The sequence below is a fragment of the Vibrio sp. HDW18 genome (assembly GCF_011306175.1).
In the GTDB taxonomy this organism is placed as follows: Bacteria; Pseudomonadota; Gammaproteobacteria; order Enterobacterales; family Vibrionaceae; genus Vibrio; species Vibrio chanodichtyis.
In genome coordinates this window covers 1,008,432-1,031,107 of the sequence record NZ_CP049913.1, presented here as the reverse complement: position 1 = coordinate 1,031,107, position 22,676 = coordinate 1,008,432, and the positions used below count along the sequence as shown (strand labels likewise).

The following is a 22,676-nucleotide window of genomic DNA, read 5'->3' as shown; positions in this document are numbered from 1 at the left end:
TGCGCTGTAGGGTATGGACGAATTTTCCCGCTGTTTAAGCGTCTCATACTCATGCAAATGAATTTATTGCAACGCAATGATTCACACTACAGTAAACAGCGATTAGTCACTGTCCCACCCCTTTTTAACCTGAAAGGCGGACAGTTTGGGTCACTTATCAGCGAGCTGAGGAACCCCATGGTTTACTCTTATACCGAGAAAAAGCGCATCCGTAAGGACTTTGGTACTCGTCCACAAGTGTTGGACATTCCATACCTGCTATCGATCCAGCTCGATTCGTTCGAAAAGTTCATCGAACAGGATCCTGAAGGACAATACGGTCTTGAAGCCGCTTTTCGTTCTGTATTTCCAATCCAGAGCTATAACGGCAATTCAGAGCTGCAATACGTTAGCTACCGTCTTGGTGAGCCAGTTTTTGACGTTAAAGAATGTCAAATCCGTGGTGTAACTTATTCAAAACCGCTACGCGTAAAACTGCGCCTAGTGATCTTTGATAAAGACGCGCCAGCAGGTACTGTCAAAGATATTAAAGAACAAGAAGTCTACATGGGTGAAATTCCGCTCATGACAGATAATGGTACCTTCGTAATTAATGGTACCGAGCGGGTTATCGTATCCCAGCTGCACCGAAGCCCAGGCGTGTTCTTCGACAGCGATAAGGGTAAGACCCACTCTTCAGGTAAAGTTCTGTATAACGCACGGATCATTCCGTACCGTGGTTCATGGCTTGATTTTGAGTTCGATCCAAAAGACAACCTGTACGTACGTATTGACCGTCGTCGTAAGCTACCTGCTTCAATCATTCTGCGTGCACTAGGTAAAACTGGCGCTGAAATTCTGGACATCTTCTTCGAAAAAGTGAATTTCGAAGTGAAAGATCAAACTCTAATGATGGAGTTGGTTCCAGAGCGTCTACGTGGTGAAACGGCAACATTTGATATCGAAGCGGATGGTAAAGTTTACGTAGAGAAAGGCCGTCGTGTGACTGCACGTCACATCCGTCAACTTGAAAAAGATGGTGTGAACTTCATTGAAGTTCCGGTTGAGTACATCGTAGGCAAAGTGTCTGCAAAAGATTACGTAAACGAAGCAACAGGCGAACTGATTATTGCCGCTAACCAGGAAATCAGCCTGGAAGCATTGGCGAATCTGTCTCAAGCCGGCTACAAGAAGCTAGAGGTTCTGTTTACCAATGATCTGGACCACGGTCCGTTCATGTCAGAAACCCTGCGCGTTGATGGCACCACCGATCGCATCTCTGCTCTGGTAGAAATCTACCGCATGATGCGCCCTGGCGAGCCGCCAACGAAAGAAGCCGCTGAAGGACTATTTGATAGTCTATTCTTCTCTGCTGAACGTTACGATTTATCAACTGTTGGCCGTATGAAGTTCAACAGCTCTATCGGTCGTGATGATGCTGGTGAGCAAGGTACGCTGGATGAGATCGACATCATCGAAGTGATGAAGAAACTGATCTCGATCCGTAACGGTAAAGGCGAAGTGGACGATATCGACCACCTTGGTAACCGTCGTATCCGTAGTGTTGGCGAAATGGCAGAAAACCAATTCCGTGTGGGTCTGGTACGTGTTGAACGCGCTGTGAAAGAACGCCTAAGCTTAGGTGATCTTGACAATGTGATGCCACAAGATCTGATCAATGCGAAACCAATTTCTGCTGCTGTAAAAGAATTCTTTGGTTCTTCTCAGCTATCTCAGTTTATGGACCAGAACAACCCGTTGTCAGAAGTGACGCACAAGCGTCGTATTTCTGCTTTGGGCCCTGGCGGTCTGACTCGTGAGCGTGCTGGTTTCGAAGTTCGTGACGTACACGTAACCCACTACGGTCGTCTGTGTCCTATCGAAACTCCGGAAGGTCCAAACATCGGTTTGATTAACTCACTGTCAGCGTTTGCTCGTTGTAATGAGTATGGTTTCCTAGAAACACCTTACCGCCGTGTGGTGAATGGTATCGTGACTGACGAAGTGGATTACCTTTCTGCGATTGAAGAAGGTCAATTCGTTATCGCTCAGGCGAACGCTAAGCTCGCGGAAGAAGGCGGTTTTGCTGATGAGTTGGTTACTGCACGTCAAAAAGGTGAGTCAGGTCTTCACCCTCGTGAACACGTTGACTACATGGACGTTGCGACCAACCAAGTCGTATCGATCGCAGCATCGCTGATCCCGTTCCTAGAACACGATGATGCTAACCGTGCCTTGATGGGTGCGAACATGCAACGTCAGGCGGTGCCAACTCTGCGTTCCGAGAAACCACTGGTTGGTACCGGTATTGAGCGTAACGTAGCGGTTGACTCTGGTGTAACGGCAGTTGCCAAACGTGGCGGTATTATCCAGTCGGTTGATGCTTCACGCATCGTAGTGAAAGTGAACGAAGAAGAGTTGATCTCCGGTGAAGCGGGTATCGATATCTACAATCTGACTAAGTACACGCGTTCGAACCAAAACACTTGTATTAACCAGCGTCCATGCGTGATGCCGGGTGAACCTGTGGCTCGCGGCGACGTACTGGCAGATGGTCCTTCGACTGACCTTGGCGAATTGGCTCTTGGCCAAAACATGCGTATCGCATTTATGCCTTGGAATGGTTACAACTTCGAAGACTCAATCTTAGTCTCTGAGCGTGTAGTACAAGATGACCGCTTTACCACGATCCACATTCAAGAGCTGTCTTGTGTGGCGCGTGATACTAAGCTCGGTTCAGAAGAGATCACGGCTGATATCCCGAATGTGGGTGAAGCTGCACTGTCTAAACTCGACGAATCAGGCATCGTGTACATTGGTGCTGAAGTGAAAGGCGGCGATATTCTGGTTGGTAAAGTAACACCAAAAGGTGAAACACAACTGACTCCAGAAGAGAAACTGCTGCGTGCAATCTTCGGTGAGAAAGCGTCTGATGTAAAAGACACTTCTCTGCGGGTACCAAACTCAGTAGCGGGTACGGTTATCGACGTACAAGTCTTCACTCGCGATGGCGTAGAAAAAGACAAACGTGCGCTTGAAATCGAACAGATGCAGCTGAAAGAAGCCAAGAAAGATCTGACAGAAGAGTTCCAAATTCTGGAAGGCGGTCTGCTGGCGCGTGTGCGTTCAGTGCTGTTGGCGGGTGGTTACACCGAAGCGAAACTGGGTTCAATCGAACGTAAGAAATGGTTAGAGCAGACACTTGAAAATGAAGAGCTGCAAAACCAACTAGAGCAACTGGCAGAACAGTACGACGAATTGAAAGCAGACTTCGATAAGAAGTTTGAAACTAAGCGTCGTAAGATCACCCAAGGTGATGATCTGGCTCCTGGCGTACTGAAGATTGTTAAAGTTTACCTCGCAGTGAAACGTCGCATCCAGCCGGGTGATAAGATGGCGGGTCGTCACGGTAACAAAGGTGTTATCTCGAAGATCAACCCTGTTGAAGACATGCCATACGATGAAAACGGCCAGCCGGTTGACATCGTACTGAACCCACTGGGCGTACCATCGCGGATGAACATCGGTCAGATCCTAGAAGTTCACTTAGGTCTGGCGGCGAAAGGTATCGGTGACAAGATCAACCAAATGATCAAGGAACAGCAAGAGCTAGCCAAGCTGCGTGAGTTCCTGCAGAAGGTGTATGATCTGGGCGATACTCGTCAACGTGTTGATATTTCAGCACTGAGCGATGAAGACGTGCGGACTCTAGCGCAAAACCTGCGTGCAGGTTTGCCAGTGGCGACGCCGGTATTCGATGGTGCTCCTGAAGCGTCGATCAAGGCGATGTTGGAACTGGCGGATCTGCCAGCTTCTGGTCAGTTGACTCTGTTTGATGGCCGTACGGGTGATGCGTTTGAGCGTCCAGTTACCGTTGGTTACATGTACATGCTCAAACTGAACCACTTGGTTGACGATAAGATGCACGCTCGTTCTACAGGCTCTTACAGTCTGGTTACTCAGCAACCTCTGGGCGGTAAAGCTCAGTTCGGTGGTCAGCGCTTCGGTGAGATGGAAGTGTGGGCACTGGAAGCATACGGTGCTGCGTATACTCTGCAAGAGATGTTGACCGTGAAATCGGACGACGTGAACGGCCGTACTAAGATGTATAAGAACATCGTAGATGGCAATCACGCGATGGAACCTGGTATGCCAGAATCGTTCAACGTACTGTTGAAAGAGATCCGCTCGCTAGGTATCAACATCGAGCTAGAAGACGAATAATAAACCCTCAGGTTTCCCCGCAAGGGGAAGCCTAGTGGTTTTCGGTAGGAAGGTGCTCGCGGCTAAGTGCAGCGAGTCCCTTTTAACTCCTTACAGGAGCTGAATGTGAAAGACTTATTAAACTTTCTAAAAGCACAGCATAAGACCGAAGAATTTGATGCGATCAAAATCGGTCTGGCTTCACCGGACATGATCCGCTCATGGTCTTTTGGTGAAGTGAAAAAACCTGAAACCATCAACTATCGTACGTTCAAACCTGAGCGCGATGGTCTGTTCTGTGCGCGTATTTTTGGCCCAGTAAAAGACTACGAATGTCTTTGTGGCAAATATAAGCGTCTGAAACACCGTGGTGTGATCTGTGAGAAATGTGGCGTTGAAGTCACCCAAACTAAAGTTCGTCGTGACCGTATGGGCCACATCGAGCTGGCTTCTCCAGTAGCACACATCTGGTTCCTGAAGTCTCTACCATCTCGTATCGGTTTGCTGATGGACATGCCTCTGCGTGACATCGAACGCGTACTGTACTTCGAAATGTACGTAGTGACTGAGCCAGGCATGACTGACCTTGAACGTGGTCAAATGCTGACGGAAGAAGAGTATCTCGACCGCTTGGAAGAGTGGGGTGATGAGTTCACTGCGAAAATGGGTGCGGAAGCGATCAAAGATCTGCTGGCATCGATGGATCTGCAAACCGAAACGGAGCAGATGCGTGAAGAGCTGGACACCACTAACTCAGAAACCAAGCGTAAGAAGCTGACTAAGCGTCTGAAATTGGTAGAAGCGTTCCTTGCCTCTGGCAATAAACCAGAATGGATGATCCTGACTGTGCTGCCAGTGCTGCCGCCAGATCTACGTCCACTGGTGCCACTGGATGGCGGTCGTTTCGCTACGTCAGATCTGAACGATCTGTACCGTCGCGTGATCAACCGTAACAACCGTTTGAAGCGTCTGCTTGAGCTGGCAGCCCCTGACATCATCGTACGTAACGAAAAACGTATGCTGCAAGAGTCTGTGGATGCGTTGCTGGATAACGGCCGTCGTGGTCGTGCGATCACCGGTTCCAACAAGCGTCCTCTGAAGTCTCTGGCTGACATGATCAAAGGTAAGCAAGGTCGTTTCCGTCAGAACTTGCTGGGTAAACGTGTTGACTATTCAGGTCGTTCGGTTATCACCGTAGGTCCATACTTGCGTCTGCATCAGTGTGGTCTGCCGAAGAAAATGGCGCTTGAGCTATTCAAACCATTCATCTACAGCAAGCTGGAAACGCGTGGCCTAGCAACGACGATCAAAGCGGCTAAGAAAATGGTTGAGCGCGAAGAAGCGGTGGTGTGGGATATCTTAGATGAAGTGATCCGCGAACACCCAGTGCTACTGAACCGTGCACCAACACTGCACCGTTTGGGTATCCAAGCGTTTGAACCAGTTCTGATCGAAGGTAAAGCGATCCAACTGCACCCATTGGTGTGTGCGGCATATAACGCGGACTTCGATGGTGACCAAATGGCGGTACACGTTCCTCTGACGCTAGAAGCGCAGTTGGAAGCACGTACCCTGATGATGTCAACCAACAACATTCTGTCGCCTGCGTCAGGTGATCCAATCATCGTACCATCGCAAGACGTGGTACTGGGTCTGTACTACATGACTCGTGAAAAGATCAATGCGAAAGGCGAAGGTATGTACCTGACTGGCCCGGCTGAGGCTGAAAAGGCATACCGCACCAAAACGGCTGAGCTACACGCTCGCGTTAAAGTGCGTATTACCGAAACCATCAAGCATGAAAACGGTAGCTTGACCACAGAAACCAAGATGATTGACACGACTGTAGGCCGTGCCATGTTGTGGCAAATCGTACCAAAAGGTCTGCCATACAGCTTGGTTAACCAGAAGCTGGGTAAGAAGCAAATTTCTAACCTGCTCAATGAAGCGTACCGTAAGCTGGGTCTGAAAGACACCGTAGTCTTCGCGGACCAAATCATGTACACCGGTTTCGCTTACGCGGCACTGTCTGGTGTATCGGTTGGTATCGACGACATGGTGGTTCCAGCGGCTAAGTACACCGAAATTGCAGAAGCGGAAGAAGAAGTTCGCGAAATTCAAGAGCAGTTCCAGTCAGGTCTGGTTACCGCTGGCGAACGCTACAACAAAGTGATCGATATTTGGGCTTCAACCAACGATCGCGTAGCGAAAGCGATGATGGAAAACCTCTCTTCTGAGCAGGTGACTAACCGTCAAGGTGAACAAGAGAAGCAAGAGTCGTTCAACAGCATCTATATGATGGCTGACTCGGGCGCTCGTGGTTCGGCCGCTCAGATCCGTCAGTTGGCGGGTATGCGTGGTCTGATGGCGCGTCCAGATGGCTCGATCATCGAAACGCCAATCACCGCAAACTTTAAAGAAGGTCTAAACGTTCTTCAGTACTTTATCTCAACGCACGGTGCTCGTAAGGGTCTGGCGGATACGGCACTGAAAACAGCGAACTCCGGTTACCTGACTCGTCGTCTGGTAGACGTAGCGCAAGACGTAGTGGTGACTGAACACGATTGTGGCACTGTCGAAGGCGTGGTGATGACACCACACATCGAAGGTGGTGACGTGAAAGTTGCACTGACCGAATTGGCTCTGGGTCGTGTGGTATCGGAAGATATCCTCAAGCCAGGTACTGACGACGTTCTGATCTCTCGTAATACGCTGCTCGATGAGAAGTGGTGTAAGGTGATCAACGACAACTCAGTTGACCAAATCAAAGTGCGTTCAGTGGTAACTTGTGAATCTGACTTCGGTTGTTGTGCACTGTGTTATGGTCGTGACCTAGCACGTGGTCACTTGGTTAACCAAGGTGAAGCGGTTGGTGTTATTGCCGCGCAGTCTATCGGTGAACCTGGTACACAGCTGACGATGCGTACGTTCCACATCGGTGGTGCGGCATCAACGGCAGCAGCAGAAAACAGCATTCAAGCCAAGAACAACGGTTCGGTGAAACTGCATAACGCGAAGTTCGTAATCAACAAAGATGGCAAGCTGGTGATCACCTCGCGTGCTTCTGAGCTGACCATCATTGACGAATTTGGTCGTACCAAAGAGAAACACAAACTGCCATACGGTTCAATGCTGAGCAAAGCCGATAGCGATGCCGTCGCCGCGGGCGAAACCGTCGCGAACTGGGAAGCGCACACCATGCCAATCATCACTGAAGTGGCCGGTCGCGTACAGTTTGTGGATATGATCGATGGCGTTACCGTTTCTCGTCAAACCGACGATTTGACGGGTCTGTCTTCAAGTGAAGTGACTGAAGCCGCAGCGCGTCCAGCCGCAGGTAAAGATATGCGTCCAGCGATTAAGCTGATTGATGCGAATGGTAAAGATGTCCTGATCCCAGGTACAGATATGCCAGCTCAATACTTCCTGCCAGGTAAAGCGATTGTGAACTTGGACGACGGTGCTGAAGTGAATGTGGGTGATACTCTAGCTCGTATTCCTCAGAAATCTGGCGGTAACAAAGACATCACCGGTGGTCTACCACGCGTTGCGGATCTGTTTGAAGCACGTAAGCCAAAAGAGCCTGCGATTTTGGCCGAGCACTCAGGTACCGTATCGTTCGGTAAAGAGACCAAAGGCAAGCGTCGTCTGATCATTACCCGTGACAGCGGTGATACTTACGAAGATATGATCCCGAAACATCGTCAATTGAACGTGTTTGAAGGTGAGCGTATCGAGCGTGGTGATGTGATTGCGGACGGCCCAGAGTCGCCACATGACATTCTGCGTCTGCGTGGTATCCATGCAGTGACCACTTACATCGCTAACGAAGTTCAGGAAGTTTACCGTCTACAAGGCGTTAAGATTAACGATAAGCACATCGAGACTATCGTTCGTCAAATGCTGCGTAAGTGTACGATCACCTTCGCGGGTGACTCAGAGTTCTTGCCTGGCGAGACACTTGAGTACTCACAAGTGAAGATCGCGAACCGTAAACTGGAAGAAGAAGGCAAAGAGCCAGCTCGTTTCGAGCGTGAGCTGCTAGGTATTACCAAAGCATCTCTGGCGACGGAATCCTTCATCTCGGCAGCATCGTTCCAAGAAACCACTCGCGTGCTAACGGAAGCGGCGGTATCTGGTAAGCGTGACGATCTGCGTGGCCTGAAAGAGAACGTGATCGTTGGTCGTCTGATCCCGGCGGGTACTGGTTTTGCCTACCACCAAGATCGTCAAGCCAAACGTGCACAACAACAGCAAGGTCCATCGGCTGAGCAAGCCTCAGACAACCTCGCTGCACTGCTCAATGCAGGTTTCTCTTCTGACGACGAGTAAGTCTCAAACCATGCAAAAAGGCACCTTCGGGTGCCTTTTTTTATACGCTGGAGAACTCTTGAATGCGGAGATGTGGAGCTTGCTGGGCGTTCAGGCTCCGGGCGGTACGGCGAGGCTATCTACGATTAACTGGATTAAACGATCTTCTAATGAAAAGCGCACTTCGAGCACTTCGCCGACTTTCGATAGATCACGATCCAATTTGAGCAATTCATCATATTCGGTCACGGTGGCGTATTGATCATTAAAATTAAGCAGCGGCTCGGTGGTGGTAATGATTTCCCGATACAGTTGATTGATCTCGTCGGTGGCTTTAAAGCCCGTCGCTTGCCATTGGTTCATTACCATGTGATAAATTTTGAAATGACCTTCAGAAATGTAATCGACTAACTCTTGGCAGAAATAGAGTAGCGCCTGCGGTGAGGGAAGTTCTGAGATGGTAGTTTTGGTCGAACAAGGTTGTAAGGCCGCCAGTTTACAATATTCCACGATGACATGCTGTCGGTTATCCAACCAATGATCAATGATATCGCTCGAACCACTCCATTGATCTTGGACGTGTTTAAATTTATTTAGCATGATCGTGTCCTCATGGTCGGAACGCTAATGGCGAACTTTTATTTTTCAGTAATATCAATTAGATATCTCCGCTCCCTTCACTACAATGCTCGACAATAATTCTTATGTTGATAAATTGTGGTGAGAATTTAGATTGCCAGTAAAATGATCGGACTGCAAGTAATCAGGAGAAGCAGAGTGGAAAAGAGTGACGGCAAGAACGCTTATTGGTGCGTTGTCTCAGGCAGCGACATTTGGTTGGTGGATGGGCAAATTCCTTACGGTACCGCACAGCAATGGCAGTTGCCATCCCGTCATGCGATCTTAGTTGATCACTACCAAAATTCCCCGGTCTATTGGTTGAACGCCGCGGATGTTGAGCAAGATCATCCGCTCAGTTCGCTGCGAGAATTGCTAAGCGTGGATCAAGCTCTATTCCTAGCGGCCAGCAAAGCGGTGCAATATGGTTACATGAGTCACACCTTACGCTTCTGCCCACAGTGTGGTGGCCGAAATTATCTTAATCATCAAGAGCTGGCAATGCAGTGCCATGATTGCCGAACCCTGCATTATCCTCGCATTTTTCCGTGCATTATTGTTGCAGTGCGTAAATCGCAGCAGATCTTACTGGCCCAGCATCCACGCCATCGTAATGGCATGTATACAGTGATAGCAGGATTTGTTGAGGTTGGTGAAACCCTTGAGCAGTGTGTCGCACGCGAAGTTTTGGAAGAAACCGGAATTGAAGTGACCAATATTCGCTACTTTGGCAGTCAGCCGTGGGCTTTTCCATCCAGTATGATGATGGCTTTTTTAGCTGATTATCACTGTGGAGAACTCAAGCCAGACTATAGTGAATTGAGTGATGCCAATTGGTTTGAACTTGATAAGCTACCACCAGTTGCACCATCAGGCACCATTGCTCGTGCTTTGATTGAGCAAACGCTAGCGGATATTCGTCACGAGATAACCGCCACCAATAAGGATAAAAAAAACCCTCCGGTGAAGGAGGGGGTAAGTAAGATGTCGTTATGAGATGTTGGGTCGTCGACCCAGTTTATGGTTATAGTTTTCGCTAGCGAACAAATTTTTAACACTGTTACGCGTTGGACGCAATTTAAGCATCCATTTAAACGTTAATAACTTGATCTCGCTTGCAAAGCCAACCGCTTTTGTCGTAAACGGTGTTAGAATAGCCATCAAACTTAAGAAGCCAAATAAGTGGAAATCAGCATGACAGAATTAAAAAACGATCGCTATCTGCGTGCGCTGCTCAAGCAGCCAGTCGATTACACCCCTGTATGGATGATGCGCCAAGCGGGTCGTTATCTTCCTGAATACCGTGCCACTCGCGCTCAAGCGGGAGATTTTATGGCGCTGTGTAAAAATGCTGAGTTGGCTTCTGAAGTCACATTACAGCCGCTACGTCGCTTTCCGCTTGATGCCGCGATTTTGTTCTCCGATATTTTGACCATTCCAGATGCGATGGGGCTTGGGCTGCATTTTGCCGCCGGTGAAGGCCCAGTGTTTGAGCGTCCGATCACCTGTAAAGCGGATGTCGATAAAATTGGCATTCCCGATCCGGAAGGCGAATTGCAGTATGTGATGAATGCGGTACGCCAAATTCGTAAAGATTTGCAAGGTGCCGTGCCACTGATTGGTTTTTCCGGCAGTCCTTGGACCTTGGCCACTTATATGGTGGAAGGCGGCAGCTCAAAAGCGTTCACTAAAATCAAAAACATGATGTACAGCTCACCTGCGCTGCTGCATACGTTATTAGACAAATTGGCCGATAGCGTGATTGATTACCTTAATGCACAAATCAAAGCCGGAGCCCAAGCGGTGATGGTGTTTGATACTTGGGGCGGAGTGTTAACCCCGCGTGACTACCAGCTATTCTCCTTGCAGTATATGCACAAAATTGTTGATGGCTTAATCCGTGAAAATGAAGGTCGCCGTGTGCCGGTGACCCTGTTTACCAAAAATGGTGGCATGTGGCTTGAGCAGATCGCGGCAACCGGTTGTGATGCGGTCGGTCTCGACTGGACCATCAATATTGCCGATGCCAAAGCTAGAGTGGGTGATAAAGTCGCTTTACAAGGTAATATGGACCCTTCGATTTTGTATGCACCAGCATCGCGAATTCGTGAAGAAGTGGCGAGTATTCTGGCTGGTTTCGGTCATGGCGCTACCGGACATGTGTTTAATTTGGGACACGGTATTCATCTTGATGTACCACCTGAGAACGCGGGTGTGTTTGTCCAAGCGGTACATGAGCTTTCCAAACCTTATCACCAAGCATAATCCAGCACAGCGTCTGCATAGCAGGTGCTTTGCTCACTTTGCGCCAGTGTGCTTTATACTTGGCGTATCTTAATCGATAGATGACCCCCATGATGATCAAAACCAAGGATCGCATCGTGCATGCTGCGCTTGAGCTGTTTAATCAGCTCGGTGAGCGCAATATCACCACTAACCACATTGCCGCTCATATGGAGATCAGCCCTGGCAATCTGTATTACTACTTTCGTAATAAGCAGGAGATAGTGCGCGATATTTTTGCGCTCTACGCCACCGAGTTGCTTGAGCGTTTTGCTCCTGACCAAGGGCAATATGAGAGCCTCGCCCTACTGAAACGATATTTAGATTCCATTTTTACCTTGATGTGGAAATACCGTTTTTTTTACGCCAATTTGCCGGAAATTTTGCAGCGTGATGAACGGTTACACGATGAGTATATTCAGGTGCAAGAGCAGTTACAGACCAATTTGATTGATATAATGCGCCATTTTGTGAGTTTGCAGCTGTTGCAATTAAGCGAAGAAGAGATGCCAAAATTAGTACGCACCTTGCATTTGATTGCCTCAAGTTGGCTTAGCTATCAAGCCGCGATGTCACACAAAACTCAAATCACCGAACAGGTGATCCATCAAGGCATGTTGCAGATGATCTCCGTGGTCAAGCCTTGCGCGACGAAAGCGGGACGCGAGCAGCTGCAATGGCTCGAAGAGGGTGTGCGTGCCATGCATGCTTGAGCATGAGTTATAACCAATCTGTCTTGGGCAAAATCCCGCTCACTTGTTAACGTCTTAGCGATTGCGCGAAGAGGCGAAGAGCATGGATTACGATGTTTTTAATGGCGATGCCGATGGCATTTTGTCACTGGTGCAGTGGCGTTTAGCTCATCCTAAATCAACTCGATTGGTGACCGGGGTGAAGCGTGATATTGCTTTACTGGATCGGCTTGATGTTACCCAAGGTGATGTGCTGGTGGTACTGGACCTCTCCATGGCCAAAAATCAGCGTGGTGTGCAGCGTGCATTGCAATCCGGTGCGAGTGTGTTTTATGCCGACCATCATCAGCCCGGTGATATTCCTCCCCATTTTGCCCTGCAAGCGCATATAGATACCGACGCCAATGTTTGTACCGCGCTGATCATCGATCGTCTACTGGCGGGACGTTTTCGGGAGTGGGCGATTGCCGCGGCGTTTGGTGATAATTTGCACCGAGTTGCGCAGGCTTTGGCCGAGCAAGTGGGATTGGATGCCGCGCAAACCGCAGCGCTCTGTGAGTTAGGAACCTTGATTAACTATAACGGCTATGGGCGTAGGGTATCTGAGCTGCATTTTGCACCAGATAGGCTGTATCAAACCTTGCTCTCTTACCAGACGCCATGGGCGGTATTGGCCGATCTCAACTCGCCTTTCTATCAATTACGCAGCGCCTATCAGCAAGATTTGGCGTTTGCGCTGGCTCAGCCGATTTATGCACAGAGCCCAAACTTAACAGTTGTGGTGTTACCAGATTGTGCTGCAGCGCAGCGAGTCAGTGGCACTTTGGCCAATTATTTGGCCAATCAGAATACACAGCGTGCGCATTTGATCGTGATTGATGCCGATGAGCAGCACTACACGCTATCGCTGCGTGCTCCATTGTGTGATCAGCGAGGCGCGGGAGATTTGTGCGCGCAGTTTGCCTCGGGGGGCGGTCGCGAATCGGCTGGTGGTATTAACCGGTTGCCACATGCGCAATTGGATGAGTTTATACGGCAGATCACGCGCTATTACGCGCGTTAGCGCACTAACCACTGAGTCGGATTTTCAGCACGGCTATTGCGGCGAATTTCAAAATAGAGTGACGCGCGAGATTGGCCACCGGTATCACCCGCCAGGGCAATGGTTTCTCCCGCGATGACTTTATCGCCCTCTTTTTTGAGCAGAGTTTGGTTGAATCCATACAGCGTCATGTCACCTTTACCATGGTCGAGTAGTACCACAAGACCATAACCACGCAGATATTCGGCAAACACTATGGTGCCGGGATACACCGCTTTGACTTCTTGGCCGTAGTTCGCTTCGATCACCAGGCCTTTCCAGTCGATTTGCCCAGTTTGGCGTTCACCAAAATGATGCAAAGCACGTCCTTTGATTGGCCAAGGTAATTTGCCTCGTTGATTGGCGATCCCATTCATCAACACTGCATTACGTTTGGCGGCTTTGGCCATTTCGGCTTTTAAACGGGTTTCATTGCGCTGCAGTTCAGCCAGATACACCTTATCACCAGAGATGCTGCTCTCGATTTTTTTCACCGTCTGCTTACGCTCATTTTGGGTTTTGGCCAACTGATCTCTTTGCTGGGTTTGCTGCGCGAGCAATTTTTCGATTTGTTCACGATCACGTTGTCTTTGCTGCTGACTGGCATTGAGTTCAGCTTGGGTTTTTTGGAGATCAGCGATGGCTTGGGTGCGTTTTTTTGCCAAGTGTTGATAGTACTGGCTGATGCGATCTTCATCCGCATTACGATGAAAAAACGGGCTACTACTGAGTGATCGCTTAGTGAGGTAATAGGTTTGCAATAGGTGCTCAAGTTGCTCGGCTTGCTGCTGTTGCTGAGTTTGCAATGCTTGGATGTTGCTGTTGATCTGAGCAATATTGCGATTGGTATGCTCAAGATCGGTTTTGGTTTTGCTGATCTGCCGTTCAATGCCATTAATGCCAAGCTCTTGCTGCTTCAACGTTTGTTGCAATTGATCCAGTGATTTTTGTTGCTGGCTGAGTGCTTGTTGTTGGCGCGAAATTTCATTTTTGACACCAGACAATTCCTGATTGGTTGCGGCGGTAAGAGATGGTGTCACGATCAATAATAGACAAGCGAGCGCTCGACGGATCAAGCAGCGAGCTTGGAAGTCACGGAAAATCGCGGGCAGCGCAGTTGGTGTCATGGAGTGAGATCTGGCATTGGTGGATTGAGATTGATGATTCAGTATACCCAAAGCTAGGCATCAGGCGAGCCTGCGATGTCAAAAGTTTGCAATTCTGCTGGTAATTTCTATCGGCTTAATATGCAAAAACGCCCTGAAGATCCAGGGCGTTGAGGATTTTTGCTATCTGCTGCTGTACTTAGCGGTACAGCACTTGGCCTGACATATCGGCCGGAATGTCCATCTCTAACAGAGACAACATGGTTGGCGCGAGATCTGACAGCTTACCGTTGTCTTTCAGGCTCAGCGTTTGATTACCCACATAGATGAGTGGGACAGGCAAGCTGGTATGCGCAGTGTGTACACCGCCGGTTTCAGGGTCGATCATCATTTCCGCGTTACCGTGGTCAGCGGTGATCAGCAGTTGACCATCCACTTCTTTGATAGCCTCAACCACACGGCCAATACACTCATCGACCGCTTCACACGCTTTCACCGCGGCATCATACACACCAGTATGGCCGACCATGTCGCCGTTTGGATAGTTACAGATGATCGCATCGTATTTACCCGATTTGATCGCCGCGACCAGTTTGTCAGTCAGCTCTTTTGAGCTCATTTCTGGTTGCAGATCATAGGTCGCCACTTTTGGTGAAGCCACCAATTGACGCTCTTCGCCTGGGAATTCGTTTTCTACGCCACCGTTGAAGAAGAAGGTGACGTGGGCATATTTCTCAGTTTCAGAGATGCGTAGCTGAGTTTTACCCGCTTTTGATAGCCATTCACCATAAGTGTTTTCCAGTGAGGCTGGGCCAAAAGCACACTTCAGTGGAATGTCTGCGGCGTATTGAGTCAGCATCACAAAATCAAGCGCTGGAAATGCCTTACGGTTAAAACCACTGAAATCAGGTACAAACGTACGCGTGATTTGACGCGCGCGGTCAGCACGGTAGTTCATAAACAGCAGCGCATCGCCATCTTGCATTACGGCGGATTCTTGACCAGCCGCACGAATTTCAGTCGCTTTCACGAATTCGTCGTTTTCTTCACGAGCGTATGCCGCTTGTAGCGCTTCAACCGCAGAGTCACAAGTCAATTCACCTTGTGCCAGAGTGAGCAGATCGTAGGCTTTTTCCACGCGATCCCAGTTGTTGTCACGGTCCATTGCGTAGTAACGACCCACGATAGAAGCAATACGGCCTTTACCCAGTTTGGCAAATAGATCTTGGAAGCGTTGCAGTGATGCTTGTGCGCTACGTGGTGGCGTGTCACGGCCATCAAGGAAGCAGTGCAGATAAATCTTTTCTGCACCGCGAGCCGCAGCCATTTCTACAGCGGCATAGATGTGATCTTCGTGCGAGTGTACGCCACCTGGAGACATCAAACCCATCAGGTGAACGGCTTTACCTGCCGCGACGGCTTTATCAATTGCAGCCACCAGAACTTCGTTTTGTTGGAATTCACCATCCATGATCGCTTTGGTGATGCGAGTTAGGTCTTGGTAAACAATACGGCCAGCACCGATGTTGGTGTGACCCACTTCTGAGTTACCCATTTGACCATCAGGCAGACCTACGTCCATACCTGAAGCAGAAATCAGAGTGTGAGGGTTGTTGGCCATTAGGCTATCCATCACAGGTGTACGCGCATTGTTGATCGCGTTATTTGCGTTGTCTTCGCGGTAACCCCAACCGTCTAGGATCACCAGAGCCATTGGCTTCTTAGCTGACATAGTTCTAACCTCGTCAAAATCAAAATAACTGAAACATAAAATTAGCGTAATTTTACTACAATTCAGGCGCTTTGCATCCCGTTAAGATCAATGATTCTCTCTATCATTGCAAGTAAATGTAGCCTATTGATCAATATGGACATTAAGTATCGACATTAGGTTACCAATAAGCCAGTACCCGCCACGGCAATGATGGCGCCTAACCAAGCATAGCGGTTTGGGCGCTGTTTGCTGTACCACCACAGTAGTGGTAGCAACATAATGGGGGTGGTGGAAGAGAGTAACGCGACCATGCCGACGTTACCCTCACGTAAGGCATACAGGATCAACGTCATGCCGACGGCCATTGCCATCAAGCCGTTGAGAGCGGTGATAAGAAAAATAGAGAAGGTGATAGGTTGGCTCGGCCGAGCGACTGACACGCCAGTGAGGTAGAGTATCGTGTGCGCCGCAAAGGCGGTGATCATGCGTATTGCTGAGGCCGCGATTGGATCAATTGCGGTTTGCATCACCGGCTTGGCAATGATCCCACCAAGGGCTTGGCATAGTGCGGCGATGAGCCCTAAGCTAATGCCAATCCAGAGAGGGCCATTAACACTATCGAGATGGGTGGCCGCTTGCCGACGGCGACCAAAGAAAATTGCCAGTAGCACCCCAGCAAATACTAGGCTTGAACCGAGCAACTCTTGTCCTGTCATGCTTTCGCTAAACAGGAAATACCCCAGTAGTGCAGAAAATACCGCATGACAGGAAAACAGCAGCCCAGATTGTCTTGGCCCCATGCGATTAAGGCAAGCGAACAGCGCGGTATCGCCGATAAAAATCCCAATCAATCCTGATAGCATCATCGCTGGGATGGCTTCGTGGGTGACTGTCGGCCAACCGCCGGAAAAGATGGCAACGATAATCAGGATGATGGAGGTGCACCCCATCCGCCAACGGCTATAAGCAAATGGACCGAGATGTTTGGCGGGAGTGATAGAAAGTAAACTGGTGAGAGCCCAAAGCGCGGCGGCAGCCAGTGCCAGCCATTCGTAACCCATGACATTATCCTTAGCGGTTTTTGGGCTCTCAATATGCCATTTGCGATCTGCAAAACAAAGTGAATTTCAGTGTTGGCGGTACAGTATGACCTCGCTGCATGAAGCGTTGCAGCAAGGTCTCAGTACCAAGGTTCTCTGTCATGCTTATCCGAGCATGAATGCCACCAAATAGACGATGCCCAGTCCGACGATGCCGAGAATTAGCCCGGTTTTGGCCATATCTTTGCTTTCGATAAGACCGGTCGAATAGGCGAGCGAATTGGGGGGCGTTGACACCGGTAAAATCATTCCAAGTGATGCGGAGAAAGCCACGACCACTAACAGCGCTTGTAGGCCGCCAATTTGCTCAAGACTGCTCATTGAAGTACCAATCGCGGCCGCGATCGGCATGATCAAGTTGGCGGTGGCGGTATTCGACATAAAATTGGCCATCAGCCAACAGACCAGAGACAGCACAATCACAATCAGCATTGGAGAGAGTGATTGGTAGTCGATCGCGTGGGCTAACGCTTGGGCAAGGCCGGTTTGTTCAAGGCCGATGCCAATTGCGATCCCACCGGCCACTAACCACAAAACATCCCAGTTGATCTGTTTCAGCTCTTCTTTGCCCATAATGCCAGTCAGAGTAAACATCGCCAGTGGAATAATCGCGACCACATAAGTATTCATGCCATGCCACGTCGTGGTCATCCACAATACGATGGTGATGGCGAAGGTGAAGTACACCAGCATTGCGCGCCAGCCGCGTTGAAATTCACCTTTCAGCTTGAGTGTCATAGTGGCTTGTGAAGAGGGGAACAGCTTTTGAAGTAGGAACCAAGCAATGGTCAGTTGTACCAACACAAACGGTAAACCCATCATCATCCAAGATAGAAAATCAATGCTATTTTCACCGGTCAAATATTGCAGCGCAATCGCGTTTGGCGGGGTACCAATCGGGGTGGCAATACCACCGGTATTGGCGGCGATCGGAATGCACAATACCAGAGCTTTGATGCCTAAATCGCCTTTCGGTGCCGAGGCGACGATCGGGCCAAGTAGCGCCAACATCATCACTGTGGTGGCGGTATTGGACATAAACATTGAAAAAACAGAAGTGATCAACATTAAGCCGAGCATGATGTATTTCGGTTGGTGGCCAAACGGTTTCAGCAGTACCCGTGCTAAGTTGTTGTCCAATTCGTATTTGGATGCGGCGATGGCTAAGGCGAATCCACCCATAAACAGAATAATGATCGGTGAGGAAAAAGCGCTGAAAATGTCGGTGTATTTCAGCAATTCACCGAGTGGATGGGTAGGATCCGCAGCGCGAAATCCATGTAACCCTTTATCGGAAATCATGATCAGTTCTAGGGCAATGATCAGAATCGAAGTGGCAAAAACAGGAACCGGTTCTAACACCCACAGCAAGGCAGCAAGCAGGAAAATGGCTAATAAACGGTGCTGCACCAAGGTTAATTCTTGGATTGGAATGGCATCAATCGGCATCAGCAATACGCCAAGCGGCAGTAAGAAACAAATCAGCAGTTTGACGAGCAGACCTCGTTGCAGTGGCGGCATTGGCATTTCCTCTTAACTTAAGTTGAATGCCTAGAGTAAGCGACGGTCATTGAGCGGTCTTAGAGGGGGGTTAAAATTTTGTCTTTTGCAGTCGACGAGAGTGCAGATGTGTGGCGAACTTCAAAAGTCCACCCTCCTATCGAGGCAGGAAGGTGGAGAGATAAGATTAAGCTTAAGCTTGTGAGGCGTAAGGCTGACCCATACGAGTCGTAACACCATGTGTCATACTTTCATCAAAGCGGATGGCTTGTTTGGCAAACAGGTTGATGACGGTTGAACCGAGTTTAAAGCGACCCATTTCTTGACCTTTGGTCAAGATCACCGCTTGATTACCCTCGGCTGGATAATCCCAACGGTAGACGCTGTTACCACGCGGTGGGGTGACCGTACCTGCCCATACCAGTTCAATGCTGCCAACAATGGTCGCGCCGACCAGTACTTGAGCCATCGGGCCAAACGCCGTATCAAAAATGCACACGACACGCTCGTTGCGCGCGAATAGATTGGGTACATTTTCTGCCGTCAGTGGATTGACAGAAAACAGCTCGCCCGGCACGTAGATCATCTGACGTAACGTGCCATCACATGGCATATGGACTCGATGATAATCACTCGGTGATAGATACAGAGTCGCAAAATCTCCATCCGCAAACTCGGCAGCCAGCGCTGCATCGCCGCCTAATAATTCTTGGGCGGAGAATGTATGACCTTTGGCTTGGATCAGTTTACCTTCTTCGATAGCGCCAAATTGGCTGACACGCGCATCGGCAGGATGGGTGATCACTTGTTCGCCTTCTGCGATTGGGCGAGCGCCTGCTTTGAGCTCACGTACAAAGAAGTCATTAAAGGTCTTAAAATGGGAGGGTTCAGAGTGTAATGCCTCATCCATATTGACGTGATACTGTTTGATGAACCAGCGGATGATGGCGGTGGTTAGGCGGCCTGCACGTGCAGATGCCAGCTTGCCGACCAAACGGGTCAGGCCATGTTGTGGGATCCAATATTGCAGTCCAACTTTTATCTTATCCATGGTTTACATTCCAATACGTGAGTGATGGGCGCAAGATGTTACTGAAAATCCGCGTGACTGTCAGTAGGTGCACTAAACTTGCTAACAATTTGCCATTACAGATCGGCTTTTTTACTGCGCGAATACTGTCGATTGGCTTTATTTTCGGTCATGCTTTGTACGATGCGGTGGTAGTTTTCGAAGCGCTGTGCACTGATTTCGCCTTTGGTTAGCGCATCACGTAGCAAGCAGCCTGGATCATCACCATGTTTACAATCACGGAATTTGCAGCCACCTAAATAGGGCCGAAATTCGACATAGGCGGTGGTGACATCTTCGGTGGCTAGGTGCCATAGGCCAAATTCACGCACGCCTGGTGAGTCAATCAAATTACCACCACTGGGGATATGGTAAAGCCGAGCCGCGGTTGTAGTATGTTGCCCTAAACCTGATGTTGCAGAGATCGCGCCTTCTTCTACATACTCTTCTAGCTCCGGCAGCAGCGCATTGACCAGACTCGATTTGCCGACCCCAGATTGACCAACAAACACATTGGTGCGATCACGCAGTGTCGCTTCAAGATCAGCGATACCTTCACCGGTGACTTTACTTACGTACAGTACCTTATAGCCAATCGCCCGATAATCATTGAGCCAACTCGAGTATTGTTGGCGCAGCTCAGGGCTGAGTAGATCGATTTTATTGAGCACAATTAATGGCGCAATGCCTAAGGTTTCGGCGGCAATTAAATAGCGATCGATAATATTCAAAGAGAGTTCGGGCAACACCGACGAGACAATCACCATCTGATCGACATTCGCAGCGACGGGTTTGAGCCCATCATAATAGTCCGGGCGTACCAAGACTGAGCTGCGCGTTTCCACCGCCTCAACCACACCAGAAATTCCGGCCAGCGTTTCTGCGCCCGGCCGCCACAGTACTTTGTCGCCAGAGACTAAGCTTTCGATCCCTCGGCGTAAATTGCAGCGGTGAATGTCCCCCGTTGCTGGATCCTCAATATCAGCATGTTGGCCAAAACGGGTGATCACTAACCCGGATTGAGCATTGCCGAGTAACGCCTCATCCCAAACGATAGACTCTTCTTGCTTGAGTTTTTTGTGTTGGTTGCTTCTAACTCGGCGGACTTGGCCTTGAGTGAGCTTTTTCTTTTTTGCCACAGTGTTCTATTTACTCTCTGCTAGATAGGGGGTATCAAATCTCAATGTGATACGTATCCTGTCGATCGGAATTTGGGTATAGTACCTCTTTTGTGAATAAACCCCTATAGGCGCACTATTATGTCTTTTAGCGATCAGAATCTGATTTGGATTGATTTAGAAATGACAGGGCTGGATCCTGACAGCCACAGAATCATTGAGATGGCGACCATTGTGACCGACAGCGAGTTAAATATCTTAGCTGAAGGCCCGGTGATCGCGATTCATCAACCAGAAGCAGAATTGGCGAAAATGGATGAATGGTGTACCAGCACGCATACCGCGAGTGGTTTAGTGGCGCGAGTAAAAGAGAGCCAAGTTAATGAACAGCAAGCGGTGGCGTTGACTATCGATTTTCTCAAGCAGTGGGTGCCGGCAGGTAAATCACCGATTTGTGGCAACAGTATTGGCCAAGATCGACGCTTCCTTTATCGCCACATGCCGGATTTAGAAGCGTATTTCCATTACCGTTATATCGATGTCAGCACCATTAAAGAACTGACTCGCCGTTGGCAGCCTGAGATCCTCAAACAGTTCAGTAAAACCGGCAGTCACCTCGCATTGGATGATATTCGCGAGTCGATCGCTGAGCTTCAGTTTTATCGTAAAACGGTATTTCAGATTTAAAACTGCGTTTTTTGCCCCTCAAGGCGCATAAAACTTCAACGCTTTGTCTGCTTTTTCGGCGCTTGAAAAAAAAAAGAGTTTTTTTGATAAGAAGCTCTTGCATCACCAGAAAATGCTCTTATAATTCGCACCCCTAAACGACGGAAAACGTTGTTGATGCGACACTAGCTCAGTTGGTAGAGCGCAACCTTGCCAAGGTTGAGGTCACGAGTTCGAACCTCGTGTGTCGCTCCAAATTTAAAGTTGTCAGCGTACTTAACGATGAATGCGCCACTCGCTCAGTTGATGAGCGCAACCTTGTCAAGGTTGAGGTCACGCCTTTTTTGTTTTAAAGCAGTGAACCTCATGTATCGCTCCAAATTAAAGCTCTCACGGTGCTTAACGGTGACACAACATGGACGCGGGATGGAGCAGCTTGGTAGCTCGTCGGGCTCATAACCCGAAGGTCGTTGGTTCAAATCCAGCTCCCGCAACCAAATTCTAGCGTAGATGCTACGGCGTCTCGATGAAATGCGACACTAGCTCAGTTGGTAGAGCGCAACCTTGCCAAGGTTGAGGTCACGAGTTCGAACCTCGTGTGTCGCTCCAAGTTTAAAGTTGTCATCGTACTTAACGATGAATGCGCCACTCGCTCAGTTGATGAGCGCAACCTTGTCAAGGTTGAGGTCACGCCTTTTTGTATTAAAGCAGTGAACCTCGTGTGTCGCTCCAAATTAAAGCTCTCACGGTGCTTAACGGTGACACAACATGGACGCGGGATGGAGCAGCTTGGTAGCTCGTCGGGCTCATAACCCGAAGGTCGTTGGTTCAAATCCAGCTCCCGCAACCAAATTCTAGCGTAGATGCTACGGCGTCTCGATGAATGCGACACTAGCTCAGTTGGTAGAGCGCAACCTTGCCAAGGTTGAGGTCACGAGTTCGAACCTCGTGTGTCGCTCCAAATCTAAAGTTGTCAGCGTACTCAACGATGAATGCGCCACTCGCTCAGTTGATGAGCGCAACCTTGTCAAGGTTGAGGTCACGCCTTTTTTGTTTTAAAGCAGTGAACCTCATGTATCGCTCCAAATTAAAGCTCTCACGGTGCTTAACGGTGACACAACATGGACGCGGGATGGAGCAGCTTGGTAGCTCGTCGGGCTCATAACCCGAAGGTCGTTGGTTCAAATCCAGCTCCCGCAACCAAATTCTAGCGTAGATGCTACGGCGTCTCGATGA

Annotated in this window: 14 protein-coding genes and 6 tRNA genes; 13 read left to right on the top strand and 7 right to left on the bottom strand. The window is 49.2% G+C overall.

What is annotated here, in order from left to right:
* The first annotated feature begins 177 nt into the window (after window positions 1-177).
* Window positions 178-4,203, top strand: a complete 4,026-nt coding sequence (rpoB, locus tag G7083_RS04900) for a DNA-directed RNA polymerase subunit beta (protein ID WP_166013818.1) — start codon at window positions 178-180, stop codon at window positions 4,201-4,203.
* 105 nt (window positions 4,204-4,308) lie between these two features.
* Complete coding sequence (rpoC, locus tag G7083_RS04895; protein WP_166013817.1) at window positions 4,309-8,514, top strand: DNA-directed RNA polymerase subunit beta'; 4,206 nt, start codon at window positions 4,309-4,311, stop codon at window positions 8,512-8,514.
* A 90-nt stretch (window positions 8,515-8,604) separates the two neighbouring features.
* Here rpoC and rsd read toward each other — a convergent pair whose 3' ends face one another.
* A complete protein-coding gene (gene rsd / locus G7083_RS04890; RefSeq protein WP_166013816.1) occupies window positions 8,605-9,093 on the bottom strand; it encodes a sigma D regulator in 489 nt (162 codons plus the stop codon).
* A 177-nt stretch (window positions 9,094-9,270) separates the two neighbouring features.
* On the opposite strand from rsd, the gene nudC reads away from it, so the two are divergent.
* From nudC to G7083_RS04870, 4 genes are all read left to right on the top strand, one after another.
* Complete coding sequence (gene nudC / locus G7083_RS04885; RefSeq protein WP_206212109.1) at window positions 9,271-10,107, top strand: NAD(+) diphosphatase; 837 nt, start codon at window positions 9,271-9,273, stop codon at window positions 10,105-10,107.
* A gap of 198 nt (window positions 10,108-10,305) precedes the next feature.
* Window positions 10,306-11,376: a uroporphyrinogen decarboxylase gene (gene hemE, locus G7083_RS04880; RefSeq protein WP_166013814.1), complete on the top strand. Its 1,071-nt coding sequence runs from the start codon at window positions 10,306-10,308 to the stop codon at window positions 11,374-11,376.
* Between the two features lie 95 nt (window positions 11,377-11,471).
* Window positions 11,472-12,107 (top strand): TetR/AcrR family transcriptional regulator, encoded by a 636-nt coding sequence (locus G7083_RS04875; protein ID WP_166014990.1) that lies wholly within the window; start codon window positions 11,472-11,474, stop codon window positions 12,105-12,107.
* Between the two features lie 82 nt (window positions 12,108-12,189).
* A complete protein-coding gene (locus tag G7083_RS04870; protein ID WP_166013813.1) occupies window positions 12,190-13,149 on the top strand; it encodes a DHH family phosphoesterase in 960 nt (319 codons plus the stop codon).
* On the opposite strand, the gene G7083_RS04865 is transcribed toward G7083_RS04870, so the two are convergent.
* The 6 genes from G7083_RS04865 to rsgA form a co-directional block, all read right to left on the bottom strand.
* Window positions 13,146-14,294 carry a murein hydrolase activator EnvC gene (locus tag G7083_RS04865; protein ID WP_166013812.1) on the bottom strand — a complete coding sequence of 383 codons (1,149 nt, stop codon included), beginning with the start codon at window positions 14,292-14,294 and terminating at the stop codon, window positions 13,146-13,148. The genes G7083_RS04870 and G7083_RS04865 overlap by 4 nt on opposite strands.
* A gap of 178 nt (window positions 14,295-14,472) precedes the next feature.
* Complete coding sequence (gene gpmM / locus G7083_RS04860; RefSeq protein ID WP_166013811.1) at window positions 14,473-16,005, bottom strand: 2,3-bisphosphoglycerate-independent phosphoglycerate mutase; 1,533 nt, start codon at window positions 16,003-16,005, stop codon at window positions 14,473-14,475.
* Between the two features lie 155 nt (window positions 16,006-16,160).
* The gene (locus tag G7083_RS04855) at window positions 16,161-17,048 is read right to left on the bottom strand and encodes a DMT family transporter (protein WP_166013810.1); all 888 of its coding nucleotides are present in this window, start codon (window positions 17,046-17,048) and stop codon (window positions 16,161-16,163) included.
* 144 nt (window positions 17,049-17,192) lie between these two features.
* On the bottom strand, window positions 17,193-18,608 hold the full coding sequence (locus G7083_RS04850) for an SLC13 family permease (RefSeq protein ID WP_166013809.1): 1,416 nt from the start codon (window positions 18,606-18,608) through the stop codon (window positions 17,193-17,195).
* A gap of 172 nt (window positions 18,609-18,780) precedes the next feature.
* A complete protein-coding gene (asd, locus tag G7083_RS04845) occupies window positions 18,781-19,638 on the bottom strand; it encodes an archaetidylserine decarboxylase (RefSeq protein ID WP_166013808.1) in 858 nt (285 codons plus the stop codon).
* 95 nt (window positions 19,639-19,733) lie between these two features.
* The gene (gene rsgA, locus G7083_RS04840) at window positions 19,734-20,795 is read right to left on the bottom strand and encodes a small ribosomal subunit biogenesis GTPase RsgA (protein WP_166013807.1); all 1,062 of its coding nucleotides are present in this window, start codon (window positions 20,793-20,795) and stop codon (window positions 19,734-19,736) included.
* A gap of 120 nt (window positions 20,796-20,915) precedes the next feature.
* Here rsgA and orn point away from each other — a divergent pair, with 120 nt between their 5' ends.
* The 7 genes from orn to G7083_RS04805 all read left to right on the top strand — a co-directional run bounded on the left by orn (window position 20,916) and on the right by G7083_RS04805 (window position 22,643).
* Window positions 20,916-21,461, top strand: a complete 546-nt coding sequence (orn, locus tag G7083_RS04835) for an oligoribonuclease (protein WP_166013806.1) — start codon at window positions 20,916-20,918, stop codon at window positions 21,459-21,461.
* Between the two features lie 158 nt (window positions 21,462-21,619).
* Window positions 21,620-21,695, top strand: a tRNA-Gly gene (locus G7083_RS04830).
* A gap of 165 nt (window positions 21,696-21,860) precedes the next feature.
* Window positions 21,861-21,937, top strand: a tRNA-Met gene (locus tag G7083_RS04825).
* A 36-nt stretch (window positions 21,938-21,973) separates the two neighbouring features.
* Window positions 21,974-22,049: transfer RNA gene (locus G7083_RS04820), tRNA-Gly, on the top strand.
* Between the two features lie 164 nt (window positions 22,050-22,213).
* Window positions 22,214-22,290 (top strand) — tRNA-Met (locus G7083_RS04815).
* A 35-nt stretch (window positions 22,291-22,325) separates the two neighbouring features.
* Window positions 22,326-22,401 (top strand) — tRNA-Gly (locus tag G7083_RS04810).
* A 165-nt stretch (window positions 22,402-22,566) separates the two neighbouring features.
* A tRNA-Met gene (locus G7083_RS04805) sits at window positions 22,567-22,643 on the top strand.
* The last annotated feature ends 33 nt before the right edge of the window (window positions 22,644-22,676 follow it).